The sequence below is a fragment of the Arthrobacter agilis genome (assembly GCF_006494655.1).
Classification (GTDB): domain Bacteria; phylum Actinomycetota; class Actinomycetes; order Actinomycetales; family Micrococcaceae; genus Arthrobacter_D; species Arthrobacter_D agilis.
Genome location: NZ_VHIM01000002.1, coordinates 83,913 through 99,206 on the forward strand (window position 1 = coordinate 83,913; position 15,294 = coordinate 99,206).

The window sequence follows — 15,294 nt, forward strand, 5'->3', positions numbered from 1 at the left end:
TCGGCACATCGCCGGCGGTTCCTGGTGGGAAGGCCCCGGACCACACGGTCCGGGGCCTTCCCTGTTGCGGGCGGGCTCTGCACAGGAGCGCGGAGGGGACTGCCGAAGCGGGCCCCTACCTGATCTCTGGTAGACTGGGTGCAATTGTTTGTGTGGCAGTGGATCGGCGTTGAGAAACGTATCTCCGTGTTGTACGTAAGTTGTACAGCGAATGCCACATTTTTGCACGCCTACAGTCGTTCTGCGGCAGCTTGATGGTCGGCGTCGCGCCAAACGACTGATCATCCCGACCTCTGGATGGTGCGGCTTCTCGAAGTCGCCGTCACTGCGGGGTAGGGCGACAGAGATCTCATCTTCAGACATTACGGAGAACACGAAAGTGCCTACGATTAACCAGCTGGTCCGTAAGGGCCGGACACCTAAGGTCTCCAAGACCAAGGCTCCCGCACTGAAGGGCAGCCCCATGAAGCGCGGCGTTTGCACCCGCGTCTACACGACCACCCCGAAGAAGCCGAACTCGGCTCTCCGCAAGGTCGCCCGTGTCCGCCTCAATGGCGGCATCGAAGTCACCGCCTACATCCCCGGCGTCGGTCACAACCTTCAGGAACACTCCATCGTGCTGGTGCGCGGCGGTCGTGTGAAGGACCTTCCCGGTGTCCGGTACAAGATCGTCCGTGGCGCACTGGATACCCAGGGCGTTAAGAACCGCAAGCAGGCTCGTAGCCGCTACGGCGCAAAGATGGAGAAGAAGTAATATGCCACGTAAGGGCCCGGCCCCGAAGCGGCCGCTCGTTGTAGATCCCGTCTACGGTTCACCCCTGGTCACTCAGCTGATCAACAAGGTGCTCGTCGACGGCAAGAAGTCCACCGCAGAGCGCATCGTGTACGGCGCACTCGAAGGTGCACGTGCCAAGTCCGGTGGCGATCCCGTCGCAGCTCTGAAGAAGGCCATGGACAACGTGAAGCCGACCCTCGAGGTCCGCTCGCGCCGCGTCGGCGGTGCCACCTACCAGGTGCCCGTCGAGGTCAAGCCGGGCCGGTCGACGGCCCTGGCGCTGCGCTGGCTCGTCGGATACTCGAAGGCCCGCCGCGAGAAGACGATGACCGAGCGCCTCCAGAACGAGATCCTCGACGCCTCCAACGGTCTCGGTGCCGCAGTCAAGCGCCGCGAGGACACGCACAAGATGGCCGAGTCCAACAAGGCCTTCGCACACTACCGCTGGTAGCAGATCTGCCGGCAGGGTCCGGACCCAGCAGGGTCCCGACCGGCCGGCGGTCCAGCAGAACTCCATTTTCGTCATAAGGGAGACACCGTGGCACAGGACGTGCTTACCGACCTCAACAAGGTCCGCAACATCGGCATCATGGCCCACATCGATGCCGGCAAGACCACTACTACCGAGCGCATCCTGTTCTACACGGGTGTCAACCACAAGATCGGTGAGACGCACGATGGCGCCTCCACCACCGACTGGATGGAACAGGAGAAGGAGCGCGGCATCACCATCACGTCTGCCGCCGTGACCTGCTTCTGGGAGAACAACCAGATCAACATCATCGACACCCCCGGGCACGTCGACTTCACCGTCGAGGTGGAGCGCTCGCTGCGCGTCCTCGACGGCGCCGTCGCAGTGTTCGACGGCAAGGAGGGCGTCGAGCCCCAGTCTGAGACCGTCTGGCGCCAGGCCGACAAGTACGAAGTGCCCCGCATCTGCTTCGTCAACAAGATGGACAAGCTGGGCGCCGACTTCTACTTCACGGTGGACACGATCATCAGCCGTCTCGGCGCCAAGCCGCTCGTGCTCCAGCTCCCCATCGGAGCGGAGAACGACTTCATCGGCGTCGTCGACCTGCTCTACATGCGCGCTCTCGTGTGGCCCGGTGACTCCAAGGGTGACGTGACGATGGGTGCGAAGTACGAGATCCAGGAGATCCCCGAGGATCTCAAGGAGAAGGCCGAGGAGTACCGTGCGGCTCTCGTCGAGACCGTCGCCGAGTCCTCGGACGAGCTCATGAACAAATACCTCGAAGGTGAAGAGATCTCCGTCGAGGAGCTCAAGGCCGGCATCCGCAAGATGACGATCAACTCCGAGCTCTACCCCATCCTGTGTGGCTCCGCGTTCAAGAACCGCGGCGTGCAGCCGATGCTCGATGCCGTCATCGACTACCTGCCCTCGCCCCTCGACGTCCCCCCGATGATCGGTCACGATCCCCGGGACGAAGAGGTCGAGCTGACCCGCAAGCCGAGCACCGAGGAGCCGTTCTCGGCCCTCGCGTTCAAGGTCGCGACGCACCCGTTCTTCGGACAGCTGACCTTCATCCGCGTGTACTCCGGTCACGTCACGGCCGGTACCCAGCTGGTGAACTCGACCAAGAGCAAGAAGGAGCGCATCGGGAAGCTCTTCCAGATGCACGCCAACAAGGAGATCCCCGTCGAGGAGGCCTCGGCAGGGCACATCTACGCAGCCATCGGCCTGAAGGACACCACCACCGGTGACACCCTGTCCGATTCGGGGAACCAGATCGTGCTCGAGTCGATGAGCTTTCCGGCGCCGGTGATCTCGGTGGCCATCGAGCCGAAGACGAAGGGCGACCAGGAGAAGCTGTCCACGGCCATCCAGAAGCTCTCGGCCGAGGATCCCACGTTCCAGGTGTCGCTCAACGAGGACACCGGGCAGACGATCATCGCCGGTATGGGCGAGCTCCACCTGGACATCCTGGTGGATCGCATGCGCCGCGAGTTCCGCGTCGAGGCCAACGTGGGCAAGCCCCAGGTCGCCTACCGCGAGACCATCCGCAGCAAGGTCGCCAAGCACGACTACACCCACAAGAAGCAGACGGGTGGCTCCGGGCAGTTCGCGAAGATCCAGATCGCGATCGAGCCCATGGAGGTCGAGGAGGGCGTCATGTACGCCTTCGACAACAAGGTGACAGGCGGCCGCGTGCCCCGCGAGTACATCCCCAGCGTCGACGCGGGCATCCAGGATGCCCTCAACGACGGCGTGCTCGCCGGTTACCCCGTGGTCGGCATCAAGGCGACACTGCTCGACGGCGCCTACCACGACGTCGACTCCTCGGAGATGGCCTTCAAGATCGCCGGTCGCATGGCGTTCAAGGAAGCCGCACGCATGGCCAAGCCCGTGCTGCTCGAGCCGCTGATGGAGGTCGAGGTGCGCACCCCTGAGGAATACATGGGTGAAGTGATCGGTGACCTCAACTCCCGCCGCGGCCAGATGCAGTCGATGGAGGACGCGAGCGGCGTGAAGGTCATCACGGCCCACGTGCCCCTCTCGGGCATGTTCGGATACATCGGTGACCTCCGGTCGAAGACCCAGGGCCGCGCCGTGTACTCGATGAAGTTCGACAGCTACTCCGAGGTCCCGAAGGCAGTAGCCGACGAGATCATCCAGAAGACGCGCGGCGAGTAGCCCCTCCCGGAAACGGGATTCGAAGGGGGAGGGGTGGCCTGTCCGAGGGCAGGCCACCCCGTCCTCCAGGCGCCGGACCACGAGGTCCGGTGGCGAACAGCAATTTCAACAAAACCAAAAGCCCCCAGTAGACTTGCATGAGTTTCAGCCGCGAAAAGCGCGGCTGGGAAGCAATTCTTCTCAAACGTTCTAGGAGGAACCCGTGGCGAAGGCAAAGTTCGAGCGGACTAAGCCGCACGTTAACATCGGCACCATCGGTCACGTCGACCATGGAAAGACCACGTTGACGGCTGCCATTTCCAAGGTGCTGTACGACAAGTACCCCACTCTCAACGAGCAGCGTGACTTCGCGTCGATCGACTCGGCTCCCGAGGAGAAGCAGCGCGGCATCACGATCAACATCTCGCACGTCGAGTACCAGACCGAGAAGCGCCACTACGCCCACGTAGACGCTCCCGGCCACGCCGACTACATCAAGAACATGATCACCGGTGCAGCGCAGATGGACGGCGCGATCCTCGTGGTCGCCGCGACCGACGGCCCCATGGCCCAGACTCGCGAGCACGTCCTGCTCGCCCGCCAGGTGGGCGTTCCCTACCTGCTGGTCGCGCTGAACAAGTCCGACATGGTCGACGACGAGGAACTCCTCGATCTCGTCGAGATGGAGGTGCGTGAGCTGCTCAGCTCGCAGGGCTTCGATGGTGATGACGCTCCCGTCGTCCGCGTTTCCGGCCTGAAGGCCCTGGAAGGCGACGCCGAGTGGGTCAAGTCCGTCGAGGACCTCATGGAGGCCGTCGACGACAACGTCCCGGACCCCATCCGCGACAAGGACAAGCCGTTCCTCATGCCCGTCGAGGACGTCTTCACCATCACGGGTCGTGGAACGGTCGTCACCGGCCGCGCCGAGCGTGGAACCCTCGCCATCAACTCCGAGGTCGAGATCGTCGGTATCCGTCCGGGCCAGAAGACCACGGTCACCGGTATCGAGATGTTCCACAAGCAGCTCGACGAGGCATGGGCCGGCGAGAACTGTGGACTGCTGCTCCGCGGCATCAAGCGCGAGGATGTCGAGCGCGGCCAGGTCATCGTGAAGCCGGGTTCCATCACCCCGCACACCGATTTCGAGGCCAACGTCTACATCCTGGCGAAGGACGAGGGCGGGCGTCACAACCCGTTCTACTCGAACTACCGCCCGCAGTTCTACTTCCGCACCACCGACGTGACCGGCGTCATCACCCTCCCCGAGGGCACTGAGATGGTCATGCCCGGCGACAACACGGAAATGAGCGTCGAGCTCATCCAGCCGATCGCGATGGAAGAGGGCCTCGGCTTCGCCATCCGTGAAGGCGGCCGCACCGTCGGTTCGGGACGTGTCACCAAGATCAACAAGTAGTCCTGCAGCACCCTTCACCGGCGTGAGCCGGTGAGCAGCAAGGAGCTCCCGCTGTCCGCAGCGGGGGCTCCTCTGCGTTCGGCAGGTGGATCGGCACGCATGGTTGGCCCTGGGCGCGCGCCGGCGCAGACCCGCACCGCGGCCCGGTTCGCATTCACCGCGGCGATCTGCGACACTAGATAAGTTGTTCAAGCGCTGACGCACGCGATCAGCGGTCTCGTCCCGGTCAGGATAATGCCTGATGCAGGGACCGGACCCGTCGCGGAGTTCAGCCCAAAGTAGAGTCCACCCCGTTCGGCTCGGCCGAAATCAGCGGGCCGCGTGTGTCTGAGAAATGCGACACGCCCGAGCGCGGGGGTCGGAGTCCCGGCAGGGTGAGGAACCCGGAGTCATCCGGATTCAGTCTGTTCGGGAAGCGCCGTACAACGGGCGCAGGAAATGTACGTACGTACCGGAACTGCCCAGGCAGTTATGTAGAGAGAGAGTCGAGACGCCATGGCGGGACAAAAAATCCGCATCCGGCTGAAGTCATATGACCACGAGGTCATTGATGTTTCAGCGCGGAAGATCGTTGAGACGGTGACGCGCGCAGGCGCAACGGTAGTGGGCCCCGTGCCCCTGCCCACGGAGAAGAACGTTTTCGTTGTCATCCGGTCCCCGCACAAGTACAAGGACAGCCGTGAGCACTTCGAAATGCGTACTCACAAGCGTCTGATCGACATCATTGATCCCACGCCCAAGGCCGTCGATTCGCTGATGCGTCTCGATCTGCCCGCGGACGTGAACATCGAAATCAAGCTGTAAGGGAGAGCGGATACACATGTCTACTTCACTTACACGCCAGGTCAAGGGCCTGCTGGGCATCAAGCTCGGCATGACCCAGGTCTGGGACGAGAACAACATCCTCATCCCCGTCACCGTCGTCCAGGCCGACTCCAACGTCATCACGCAGCTCCTCGAGCAGGAGAAGGACGGCTACACGGCCGTGCAGATCGGCTTCGGCCAGATCGATCCCCGCAAGGTCACGAAGCCGCTTGCCGGCCACTTCGAGAAGGCAGGCGTCACGCCCCGCCGTCACGTCGTCGAACTGCGGACCTCCGATGCCGACTCCTACTCGCTCGGCCAGGAACTCTCCGTCGAGATGTTCGAGGCCGGCCAGACGGTCGACGTCATCGGCACCACCAAGGGCAAGGGCTTCGCAGGCGTCATGAAGCGCCACGGTTTCCACGGTGTCGGCGCCTCGCACGGTGCCCACAAGAACCACCGTAAGCCCGGTTCCATCGGTGGAGCATCCACACCCAGCCGCGTCTTCCGTGGAATGAAAATGGCAGGCCGCATGGGTGCCGTTCGTCAGACCACGCTGAACCTCAAGGTTCACGCAGTCGACGCCGAGAAGTCGCTGCTGCTGATCAAGGGCGCCGTTCCGGGCGCCCGCGGCCAGGTCGTCCTCGTACGCACCGCCGTGAAGGGAGCATAGCCACATGGCTGCGAATACAGTTCAGGTCGATCTCCCCGCGGAGATCTTCGACGCACAGACCAACGTGCCGCTGCTGCACCAGGTCGTCGTCGCTCAGCTTGCTGCGGCCCGCCAGGGTACGCACAAGACGAAGACGCGCGCCGAGGTCAGTGGCGCAGGCCGCAAGCCGTTCAAGCAGAAGGGAACCGGTCGTGCCCGTCAGGGTTCGATCCGCGCCCCCCACATGACCGGTGGTGGCGTCGTCCACGGGCCCACGCCCCGCGACTACAGCCAGCGCACCCCCAAGAAGATGAAGGCCGCCGCCCTCCGCGGTGCCCTCTCGGACCGGGCACGCAACGGCCGTATCCACGTTCTCGAGTCCCTGGTCACGGGCGGCAAGCCCTCCACCAAGGGTGCCATCGAGACCCTGCGAGCGATCTCCGAGCGGCCCCGCCTGCTCGTCGTGATCGAGCGCGCCAACGACGTCGCCGCACTCTCCGTGCGCAACGTCCCCGAGGTGCACGTCCTCTATGTGGACCAGCTCAACACGTACGACGTGCTGGTGTCCGACGACGTGATCTTCACCAAGGCCGCCTACGACCAGTTCGTCGGTTCGGCTGATGTCATCACCGAGGAGGATGCCAAGTGAGCGGCAGCATCGCAAAGGACCCGCGCGACGTCGTCATTGCACCCGTCGTGTCGGAGAAGAGCTACGGCCTGATCGACGAGGGTAAGTACACCTTCCTGGTCGACCCCCGCTCGAACAAGGAAGAAATCAAACTGGCGGTCGAGAAGATCTTCTCCGTGAAGGTCGACTCCATCAACACCATCAACCGGGTTGGCAAGCGCAAGCGCACCAAGTTCGGCTGGGGCCAGCGCAAGGGCACCAAGCGTGCCATCGTGTCCCTCAAAGAGGGCTCGATCGACATCTTCGGCGGTCCGCTCTCCTGAGAGCGGAGACCACTTTAACGAGGAATTGAGTTATGGGAATCCGTAAATACAAGCCGACAACCCCGGGCCGTCGCGGCTCGAGCGTTGCCGACTTCGCAGAAATCACCCGGTCGACGCCGGAGAAGTCGTTGGTCCGTCCGCTTCCCAAAAAGGGTGGACGCAACAACTCCGGCAAGATCACGACCCGCCACAAGGGCGGTGGACACAAGCGTCAGTACCGACTGATCGACTTCCGCCGCCACGACAAGGACGGTGTCGACGCCCGCGTCGCGGAGATCGAATACGATCCGAACCGCACCGCGCGCATCGCCCTCCTGCACTATGTGGACGGCACCAAGCGCTACATCGTCGCGCCGAACAAGCTCAAGCAGGGCGACTTCGTCGAGGCCGGAGCCGGGGCAGACATCAAGCCCGGCAACAACCTGCCGCTGCGCAACATCCCCGTGGGTACCGTCATCCACGCCGTCGAGCTCCGCCCCGGTGGCGGCGCGAAGATGGGCCGGTCCGCCGGTGCATCGGTCCAGCTCGTCGCCAAGGAAGGGCGCTTCGCCCAGCTGCGACTGCCCTCGGGCGAGATCCGCAACGTCGACGTCCGCTGCCGCGCGACCATCGGCGAGGTCGGCAACGCCGAGCAGTCGAACATCAACTGGGGCAAGGCAGGCCGTAACCGCTGGAAGGGCATCCGCCCGACCGTCCGTGGTGTGGCCATGAACCCGGTCGACCACCCGCACGGTGGTGGCGAAGGCAAGACCTCGGGTGGACGCCACCCGGTCAACCCGAACGGTAAGCGTGAGGGTCGAACCCGCCGCCCCAACAAAGAGAGCGATTCACTCATCGTGCGTCGCCGTCGTTCCGGCAAGAACAAGCGATAGGAGCCTGGAGACATGCCACGCAGCCTGAAGAAAGGCCCCTTCGTCGATCAGCACCTGTACGTCAAGGTCGCTCGCGAGAACGAATCGGGTACGAAGAACGTCATCAAGACGTGGTCCCGCCGCTCCATGATCGTCCCCGACATGCTCGGGCACACGATCGCGGTACACGACGGGCGCAAGCACATCCCGGTGTTTGTCACCGAGTCGATGGTCGGGCACAAGCTCGGCGAATTCGCTCCCACGCGGACTTTCCGCGGCCATGTTAAGGACGACCGCAAGGGCAAGCGCCGCTAGGCGCTGCTCTTACGGCTAAGACGAGAGAAGGAAAGCAATGGAAGCCAAGGCTATTGCGCGTCATATCCGCGTAACGCCTATGAAGGCCCGGCGCGTCGTCAACCTTGTTCGTGGTAAGCAGGCGAATGAGGCTCTGGCTATTCTGAAGTTTGCCCCACAGGTTGCTTCAGAGCCGGTTTTCAAGGTGGTCCAGTCGGCAGTCGCCAACGCCCGCGTCCGCGCGGACCGTGACGGCGTTGCCTTCGACGAGGACAACCTCATCATCAGCGAGGCGTTTGTTGATGAAGGCCCCACGATGAAGCGGTTCCGGCCGCGCGCCCAGGGCCGTGCGTTCCGCATCAACAAGCGGACCAGCCACATCACGGTTGTCGTCGCTACCCCTGAGAAAGTGGAGGTCCGCTAAGTGGGACAGAAAGTAAACCCGCACGGGTTCCGACTCGGCATCACCACGGACCACAGGTCGCACTGGTTCGCCGACAGCAACAAGCCGGGCCAGCGTTACCGTGACTTCGTCCGCGAAGACATCAAGATCCGTCAGCTGATGTCGACCGGCATGGACCGCGCCGGCATCGCCAAGGTCGAGATCGAGCGCACCCGTGACCGTGTCCGCGTGGACATCCACACGGCACGCCCCGGTATCGTGATCGGCCGTCGTGGAGCAGAAGCGGACCGCATCCGCGGCGAGCTCGAGAAGCTCACCGGCAAGCAGGTCCAGCTGAACATCCTCGAGGTCAAGAACCCCGAGATCGAGGCACAGCTCGTAGCCCAGGGTGTCGCCGAGCAGCTCTCTTCCCGCGTGGCGTTCCGCCGCGCGATGAAGAAGGCCATGCAGTCCGCACAGCGTGCCGGCGCCAAGGGCATTCGTGTCCAGTGCTCCGGCCGTCTGGGCGGCGCCGAGATGAGCCGCTCGGAGTTCTACCGCGAGGGACGCGTTCCCCTGCACACCCTGCGCGCGAACATCGACTACGGCTTCTTCGAGGCGAAGACCACCTTCGGCCGTATCGGCGTGAAGGTCTGGATCTACAAGGGTGACGTCACGGCCAAGGAGCTCGCAGCCCAGGCTGCCGCAGCACCTTCCCGCGGCCGTGGTGGAGACCGTCCGGGCCGTGGCCCCGCCGGTGCCGATCGCGGTGGCGACCGTGGAGGCGAGCGTCGTCGTCGTGCTCCCGAGCGCTCCGAGGGCCAGGGCGCGTCAGCACCCGCCGAGACCGCCGCAGCCCCCGCTGCGACTGAAGGAGGACAGGCTTAAATGCTTATCCCACGTCGAGTCAAGTTCCGTAAGCAGCACCACCCGGGCCGCTCCGGCGCCGCTACCGGCGGCACCGAGGTCAGCTTCGGCGAGTGGGGTATCCAGGCTCTGAGCCCGGCATACGTCACCAACCGGCAGATCGAGTCCGCTCGTATCGCCATGACCCGCCACATCAAGCGTGGCGGCAAGGTCTGGATCAACATCTATCCGGACCGCCCGTTGACCAAGAAGCCCGCCGAGACCCGCATGGGTTCCGGTAAGGGTTCACCCGAGTGGTGGGTGGCCAACGTCAAGCCGGGACGGGTTCTCTTCGAACTGTCCGGGGTAACCGAAGAGGTAGCCCGCGAAGCCCTGCGCCTCGCGATCCACAAGCTGCCGTTGAAGGCACGCATCGTGCGTCGTGAGGGTGGTGAATAGTTATGGCTCTGGGTTCAAAGGAACTGGCAACAGACCAGCTGGACGGCTTCGATAAGGACCGCCTGGTGGAAGAACTGCGCAAGGCCAAGGAGGAGCTGTTCAACCTCCGTTTCCAGTCGGCCACCGGCCAGCTGGAAAGCCACGGTCGCCTTCGTTCGGTGAAGCGCGACATCGCCCGCATCTACACGGTGCTGCGTGAGCGTGAACTGGGGATTCGCCCCGAGGTCGTGGCTCCCGTCGAGGAAGCCAAGCCCGCGAAGGCGGAGAAGCCCAAGAAAGCCAAGAAGGCCTCCACGAAGGACGAACCTTCCGTGGACACCGAGGCTTCTGAGGAGGACGCCAAATGAGTGAGCAGCAGAGTGAGACGACCGTAGGGACCGAGAAGGCCGTGCACGACGCCAACTCCCGTGGATACCGCAAGGTACGCCGTGGCTACGTCGTCTCCGACAAGATGGAGAAGACCATCGTCGTCGAGGTCGAGGACCGCGTGAAGCACCCCCTGTACGGCAAGGTGCTTCGCCGCAGCTCCAAGGTCAAGGCGCACGACGAGAACAACACCGCCGGCATCGGCGACATGGTGCTCATCAGCGAGACCCGCCCGCTCTCCGCCACCAAGCGGTGGCGTCTGGTGGAGATCGTCGAGAAGGCCAAGTAACACCCGTTCCATCCAGGGACCGGCACGCCGGGTCTCGCACGAGAATGCCCCGGACACGATTTCGTGTCCGGGGCATTCTCGCGATAGGATAAGAATCTTGTCTGTCTGGTGGGTTGGCGCATGCCCTCACGAGGTTTCCTCCGGGGTTACCTTCACACCGGGCAAATAGGCAAAAGCCCGATGATCTTGTTCACCACCCAGGCAAATATTCTGCATTATCGTGCGCCCAGGCGTTCGCGTGGTGAGGACCAGTATCTCGGGGCCCACCCATATCCGTTCCGCAAGGCTCGATGAGAGAACCGGCGCGACGACAGGAGTAATCAGTGATTCAGCAGGAGTCGCGGCTAAAGGTCGCCGACAACACGGGGGCCAAGGAAATCTTGACCATCCGTGTTCTCGGAGGATCCGGGCGCCGCTACGCAGGCATCGGCGACGTCATCGTCGCCACCGTGAAGGACGCGATCCCCGGCGGAAACGTCAAGAAGGGCGACGTCGTCAAGGCGGTCATCGTCCGCACCAAGAAGGAACGCCGCCGCGCGGACGGTTCCTACATCAAGTTCGACGAGAACGCAGCAGTGATCCTGAAGAACGACGGCGACCCCCGCGGTACCCGTATCTTCGGCCCTGTCGGTCGCGAGCTCCGCGACAAGCGTTTCATGAAGATCATCTCGCTGGCGCCGGAGGTGCTGTAGTCCATGGCACAGAAGACAAAGCTCAAGATCAAGAAGGGTGACCTCGTCCAGGTCATCACCGGAGCCAAGCAGGAGCGCGGCGGCGACCGCGGCAAGCAGGGCAAGGTGCTCAAGGTGTTCCCCGAGACCAACCGCGTCCTCGTGGAAGGCATCAACCGGATCACCAAGCACACCAAGGTCGGGCAGTCGCAGCGCGGCACCAAGACCGGTGGCATCGAGGTCGTGGAGGCATCGGTGCACATCAGCAACGTCGCCGTCGTCGATCCCGAGACCAAGAAGCCGACGCGCGTCGGATACCGCACCGAGACCGTCGAGCGTGACGGCCGGGAGCGCGTTGTCCGCGTCCGCATCGCCAAGTCATCAGGGAAGGATCTGTAATGACTGTCGAAACCACAGGTACCACAGAAGCCACGGTTCTTCCCCGTCTCAAGGCCCGCTACGCGGCCGAGATCAAGGCGACCCTGCAGGAGCAGTTCAACTACTCCAACGTCAACCAGGTCCCGCGCCTCGTGAAGGTCGTCGTGAACATGGGTGTCGGTGACGCCGCCAAGGACTCGAAGCTGATCGACGGCGCCGTCAAGGACCTCACCGCAATCACCGGCCAGAAGCCCCAGGTGACGAAGGCCCGCAAGTCCATCGCGCAGTTCAAGCTCCGTGAAGGAATGCCCATCGGTGCGCACGCAACCCTGCGTGGCGACCGCATGTGGGAGTTCACGGACCGCCTGATCTCCCTCGCCCTGCCCCGTATCCGCGACTTCCGCGGTCTCAACGGCAAGCAGTTCGACGGCAACGGCAACTACACCTTCGGCCTCACGGAGCAGTCCATGTTCCATGAGATCGACCAGGACCGTATCGACCGCGTACGTGGCATGGACATCACCGTCGTCACCACCGCCAAGACCGACGCCGAGGGCCGCGCGCTCCTCAAGGCGCTTGGCTTCCCCTTCAAATCCGAAGATTAATCTAACTACGTTGCAGGTCCACTCCAGCCGGCACCTCGTGTGCCGGTCGGAACCCGGAAACCGTTTCGAGGAAGGGCAAGAGCCCACATGACAATGACAGATCCTGTCGCAGACATGCTCACGCGTCTGCGCAATGCAAATTCGGCTTACCACGACTCCGTGTCCATGCCGTACAGCAAGCTGAAGGCACGCGTTGCCGACATCCTGAAGGCCGAGGGCTACATCGCCGGCTGGAAGGAAGAGGAAGCGGAGGTCGGCAAGAAGCTGACCATCGATCTCAAGTTCGGTCCTGACCGCCAGCGCTCCATCGCCGGCATCCGCCGCATCTCCAAGCCGGGCCTCCGCGTGTACGCCAAGTCCACGAACCTGCCGCACGTGCTCGGCGGCCTCGGCATCGCCATCCTGTCCACGTCCTCCGGTCTGCTGACGGACCGCCAGGCATCCAAGAAGGGTGTAGGTGGGGAAGTCCTCGCCTACGTCTGGTAACGGGAAAGGGAAAAGAACATGTCACGTATTGGACGTCTCCCCATCACCGTTCCCGCCGGTGTCGAGGTCAAGGTCGACGGCAACGCCGTCTCCGTCAAGGGCGCGAAGGGCGAGCTGAGCCACTCGGTTCCCAGCCCCATCGAGGTCTCCCTCTCCGAGGGCACCCTCACCGTCTCGCGGCCGAACGACGAGCGCGAGTCGCGTTCGCTGCACGGCCTCACCCGCACGCTGATCTCCAACATGATCGTCGGAGTCACCGAGGGCTACAAGAAGAACCTTGAGATCGTGGGTACGGGTTACCGTGTCCAGGCCAAGGGCAGCGACCTGGAATTCGCTCTGGGTTACAGCCACCCGGTTGCCGTCAAGGCACCCGAGGGCATCACCCTGACCGTCGACAGCCCCACCAAGCTCTCGGTCGCAGGCATCAACAAGCAGCAGGTCGGCGAGGTCGCTGCAACCATCCGCAAGCTGCGAAAGCCAGACCCCTACAAGGGCAAGGGCATCCGCTACGCAGGCGAGATCATCCGCCGCAAGGTCGGAAAGGCTGGTAAGTAACCATGGGTCTGAGCATCAACAAGAAGCGCAGCTCGAAGAGCAAGTCCGCCTCGCGCGGACGCCGCCACCTCCGTGTACGCAAGCGCGTTTCGGGCACGGCGGTCCGTCCCCGTCTGGTCGTCAACCGTTCGGCCCGCCACGTCTTCGTGCAGGTCGTCGACGACACCAAGGGAATGACCGTTGCATCGGCCTCCACCCTCGAAGCGGATCTTCGCGCGTTCGACGGTGACAAGACCGCCAAGGCCAAGCGCGTCGGTGAGCTCGTAGCCGAGCGTGCCAAGGCTGCAGGCGTCGAGGCTGTCGTGTTCGACCGTGGTGGCAACAAGTACCACGGCCGCGTTGCAGCAATCGCAGACGGCGCACGTGAAGGTGGGCTGTCACTGTGACCGAGGAAAACAAGGCAAAGGAAGCCCCATTGAATACGGCTACAGAGCAGCCCGCGGCTGAAGCACCGGCCGCAGCAGCAACCGACACCGCTTCGGCTGACACCAACCGCTCCAACGCGCGTGGCAACTCGCGCGGTGGCGACCAGCGCGGCGGCAACGCACGCGGTGGCGAGCGTGGAGGGCGCGGCGGCCGTGACGGCGGTCGCAACGATGACAAGGACAAGTTCATCGAGCGTGTCGTCACCATCAACCGCGTCTCGAAGGTCGTGAAGGGTGGTCGTCGCTTCAGCTTCACCGCCCTCGTGGTGGTCGGCGACGGCAACGGCATGGTCGGTGTCGGCTACGGAAAGGCGAAGGAAGTTCCCTCCGCCATCCAGAAGGCCGTCGAGGAAGCCAAGAAGACCATGTTCCGCGTTCCGCGCATCGGTGGCACCGTCCCGCACCTGGTGCAGGGCGAGGCCGCAGCCGGCGTCGTGCTCCTGCGTCCGGCATCCCCGGGTACCGGTGTTATCGCCGGCGGCCCGGTCCGTGCGGTCCTCGAGTGCGTCGGCATCCACGACGTCCTCTCGAAGTCGCTCGGTTCCGCCAACGCCATCAACATCGTCCACGCGACCGTTGATGCGCTGAAGCGCCTCGAAGAGCCCCAGGCAGTCGCGGCACGCCGTGGCCTGCCTCTCGACGAGGTCGCATCCCACCAGATGCTGCGCGCGATCGCAGCTCAGAAGGCAGGTGCGTGATGACTGCGATCACTCCGAAGCGTGTGGCCGTGAGCTCGACGAAGCTCTCGATCACGCAGATCAAGTCCGCCATCGGCGGCAAGCAGAACCAGCGCGACACGCTGCGGTCGCTCGGCCTCAAGCGGATCGGCCACACCGTGGTCCGTGAAGCCGACGCCGTCACCGTCGGCATGGTCAACACGGTTCCGCACCTCTTGAAGGTTGAGGAGGCCAACTAATGGCAGAGAAGAACACCGCGGCCGTCGCCGCGACAGAAGCGACCGAAGAGCGCGTCCACGCCCTCAAGGTCCACCACCTGCGTCCCGCACCGGGTGCCAAGACGGCGAAGACCCGTGTCGGCCGTGGTGAGGGTTCGAAGGGTAAGACCGCAGGTCGAGGCACCAAGGGAACGGCTGCCCGCTACCAGGTGAAGGCAGGCTTCGCAGGTGGTCAGCTGCCGCTGCACATGCGCCTTCCCAAGCTGCGCGGGTTCAAGAACCCGTTCCGCGTCGAGTTCCAGGTCGTGAACCTGGACAAGCTGTCGGAGCTCTACCCGGCGGGCGGTGACGTCACGGTGGAGAATCTCGTGGCCAACGGCGCGGTCCGCAAGAACCAGCCCGTCAAGGTGCTGGGAACGGGCGAGATCACCGTGGCCGTCAACGTCTCGGCCGACGCCTTCTCGGCATCCGCTGCCGAGAAGATCGTCGCCGCAGGCGGTACCGTCACTGAGCTGTAGTCCGCTGACCGCCCCGACCCCGGTGATGCCGGGGGAGGGGCGGCTG

General features: G+C 63.9%; 24 protein-coding genes. All 24 read left to right on the forward strand.

Annotated features, from left to right (window positions below; all coding sequences use genetic code 11):
• The first annotated feature begins 379 nt into the window (after window positions 1-379).
• The 24 genes from rpsL (at window position 380) to rplO (ending at window position 15,248) form a co-directional block, all read left to right on the forward strand.
• Window positions 380-754 carry a 30S ribosomal protein S12 gene (rpsL, locus tag FJV46_RS03175; RefSeq protein WP_043440593.1) on the forward strand — a complete coding sequence of 125 codons (375 nt, stop codon included), beginning with the start codon at window positions 380-382 and terminating at the stop codon, window positions 752-754.
• A gap of 1 nt (window position 755) precedes the next feature.
• Window positions 756-1,226: a 30S ribosomal protein S7 gene (rpsG, locus tag FJV46_RS03180; RefSeq protein WP_043440595.1), complete on the forward strand. Its 471-nt coding sequence runs from the start codon at window positions 756-758 to the stop codon at window positions 1,224-1,226.
• Window positions 1,227-1,313: 87 nt separating this feature from the next.
• Window positions 1,314-3,428 carry an elongation factor G gene (gene fusA / locus FJV46_RS03185; protein WP_087030110.1) on the forward strand — a complete coding sequence of 705 codons (2,115 nt, stop codon included), beginning with the start codon at window positions 1,314-1,316 and terminating at the stop codon, window positions 3,426-3,428.
• A gap of 202 nt (window positions 3,429-3,630) precedes the next feature.
• Entirely contained in the window at window positions 3,631-4,821 is a 1,191-nt protein-coding gene (gene tuf, locus FJV46_RS03190) for an elongation factor Tu (protein ID WP_087030107.1), read from the forward strand.
• A 495-nt stretch (window positions 4,822-5,316) separates the two neighbouring features.
• Window positions 5,317-5,625: a 30S ribosomal protein S10 gene (gene rpsJ, locus FJV46_RS03195; RefSeq protein ID WP_026531952.1), complete on the forward strand. Its 309-nt coding sequence runs from the start codon at window positions 5,317-5,319 to the stop codon at window positions 5,623-5,625.
• Window positions 5,626-5,641: 16 nt separating this feature from the next.
• Complete coding sequence (rplC, locus tag FJV46_RS03200; protein WP_087030104.1) at window positions 5,642-6,298, forward strand: 50S ribosomal protein L3; 657 nt, start codon at window positions 5,642-5,644, stop codon at window positions 6,296-6,298.
• 4 nt (window positions 6,299-6,302) lie between these two features.
• On the forward strand, window positions 6,303-6,926 hold the full coding sequence (gene rplD, locus FJV46_RS03205; RefSeq protein ID WP_087030102.1) for a 50S ribosomal protein L4: 624 nt from the start codon (window positions 6,303-6,305) through the stop codon (window positions 6,924-6,926).
• Entirely contained in the window at window positions 6,923-7,228 is a 306-nt protein-coding gene (rplW, locus tag FJV46_RS03210) for a 50S ribosomal protein L23 (protein ID WP_049829181.1), read from the forward strand. Before rplD ends, rplW begins: the two co-directional genes overlap by 4 nt.
• Window positions 7,229-7,260: 32 nt before the next feature.
• On the forward strand, window positions 7,261-8,100 hold the full coding sequence (gene rplB, locus FJV46_RS03215) for a 50S ribosomal protein L2 (protein ID WP_087030099.1): 840 nt from the start codon (window positions 7,261-7,263) through the stop codon (window positions 8,098-8,100).
• A 12-nt stretch (window positions 8,101-8,112) separates the two neighbouring features.
• Window positions 8,113-8,394, forward strand: a complete 282-nt coding sequence (gene rpsS / locus FJV46_RS03220) for a 30S ribosomal protein S19 (RefSeq protein WP_026549122.1) — start codon at window positions 8,113-8,115, stop codon at window positions 8,392-8,394.
• Window positions 8,395-8,431: 37 nt separating this feature from the next.
• Window positions 8,432-8,797, forward strand: a complete 366-nt coding sequence (rplV, locus tag FJV46_RS03225; RefSeq protein ID WP_087030095.1) for a 50S ribosomal protein L22 — start codon at window positions 8,432-8,434, stop codon at window positions 8,795-8,797.
• Window positions 8,798-9,643, forward strand: a complete 846-nt coding sequence (rpsC, locus tag FJV46_RS03230; protein ID WP_087030092.1) for a 30S ribosomal protein S3 — start codon at window positions 8,798-8,800, stop codon at window positions 9,641-9,643.
• Window positions 9,644-10,060 carry a 50S ribosomal protein L16 gene (rplP, locus tag FJV46_RS03235; protein ID WP_087030089.1) on the forward strand — a complete coding sequence of 139 codons (417 nt, stop codon included), beginning with the start codon at window positions 9,644-9,646 and terminating at the stop codon, window positions 10,058-10,060.
• 2 nt (window positions 10,061-10,062) lie between these two features.
• A complete protein-coding gene (gene rpmC / locus FJV46_RS03240) occupies window positions 10,063-10,407 on the forward strand; it encodes a 50S ribosomal protein L29 (protein ID WP_087030087.1) in 345 nt (114 codons plus the stop codon).
• Window positions 10,404-10,715, forward strand: a complete 312-nt coding sequence (gene rpsQ, locus FJV46_RS03245) for a 30S ribosomal protein S17 (protein WP_087030084.1) — start codon at window positions 10,404-10,406, stop codon at window positions 10,713-10,715. Before rpmC ends, rpsQ begins: the two co-directional genes overlap by 4 nt.
• A gap of 323 nt (window positions 10,716-11,038) precedes the next feature.
• Window positions 11,039-11,407: a 50S ribosomal protein L14 gene (rplN, locus tag FJV46_RS03250; protein ID WP_049829173.1), complete on the forward strand. Its 369-nt coding sequence runs from the start codon at window positions 11,039-11,041 to the stop codon at window positions 11,405-11,407.
• A gap of 3 nt (window positions 11,408-11,410) precedes the next feature.
• The gene (rplX, locus tag FJV46_RS03255) at window positions 11,411-11,785 is read left to right on the forward strand and encodes a 50S ribosomal protein L24 (protein WP_087030081.1); all 375 of its coding nucleotides are present in this window, start codon (window positions 11,411-11,413) and stop codon (window positions 11,783-11,785) included.
• The gene (rplE, locus tag FJV46_RS03260; RefSeq protein ID WP_087030078.1) at window positions 11,785-12,369 is read left to right on the forward strand and encodes a 50S ribosomal protein L5; all 585 of its coding nucleotides are present in this window, start codon (window positions 11,785-11,787) and stop codon (window positions 12,367-12,369) included. The genes rplX and rplE overlap by 1 nt, the downstream gene beginning before the upstream one ends.
• 87 nt (window positions 12,370-12,456) lie before the next feature.
• The gene (gene rpsH, locus FJV46_RS03265; protein WP_043440638.1) at window positions 12,457-12,855 is read left to right on the forward strand and encodes a 30S ribosomal protein S8; all 399 of its coding nucleotides are present in this window, start codon (window positions 12,457-12,459) and stop codon (window positions 12,853-12,855) included.
• An 18-nt stretch (window positions 12,856-12,873) separates the two neighbouring features.
• Window positions 12,874-13,410: a 50S ribosomal protein L6 gene (gene rplF / locus FJV46_RS03270; RefSeq protein ID WP_087030075.1), complete on the forward strand. Its 537-nt coding sequence runs from the start codon at window positions 12,874-12,876 to the stop codon at window positions 13,408-13,410.
• A 2-nt stretch (window positions 13,411-13,412) separates the two neighbouring features.
• Window positions 13,413-13,796, forward strand: a complete 384-nt coding sequence (gene rplR, locus FJV46_RS03275) for a 50S ribosomal protein L18 (RefSeq protein ID WP_087030072.1) — start codon at window positions 13,413-13,415, stop codon at window positions 13,794-13,796.
• A gap of 29 nt (window positions 13,797-13,825) precedes the next feature.
• The gene (rpsE, locus tag FJV46_RS03280; RefSeq protein ID WP_087030069.1) at window positions 13,826-14,533 is read left to right on the forward strand and encodes a 30S ribosomal protein S5; all 708 of its coding nucleotides are present in this window, start codon (window positions 13,826-13,828) and stop codon (window positions 14,531-14,533) included.
• Window positions 14,533-14,751, forward strand: a complete 219-nt coding sequence (rpmD, locus tag FJV46_RS03285) for a 50S ribosomal protein L30 (protein ID WP_087030066.1) — start codon at window positions 14,533-14,535, stop codon at window positions 14,749-14,751. Before rpsE ends, rpmD begins: the two co-directional genes overlap by 1 nt.
• Complete coding sequence (gene rplO / locus FJV46_RS03290) at window positions 14,751-15,248, forward strand: 50S ribosomal protein L15 (RefSeq protein ID WP_087030064.1); 498 nt, start codon at window positions 14,751-14,753, stop codon at window positions 15,246-15,248. The genes rpmD and rplO overlap by 1 nt, the downstream gene beginning before the upstream one ends.
• Window positions 15,249-15,294 lie beyond the last annotated feature (46 nt).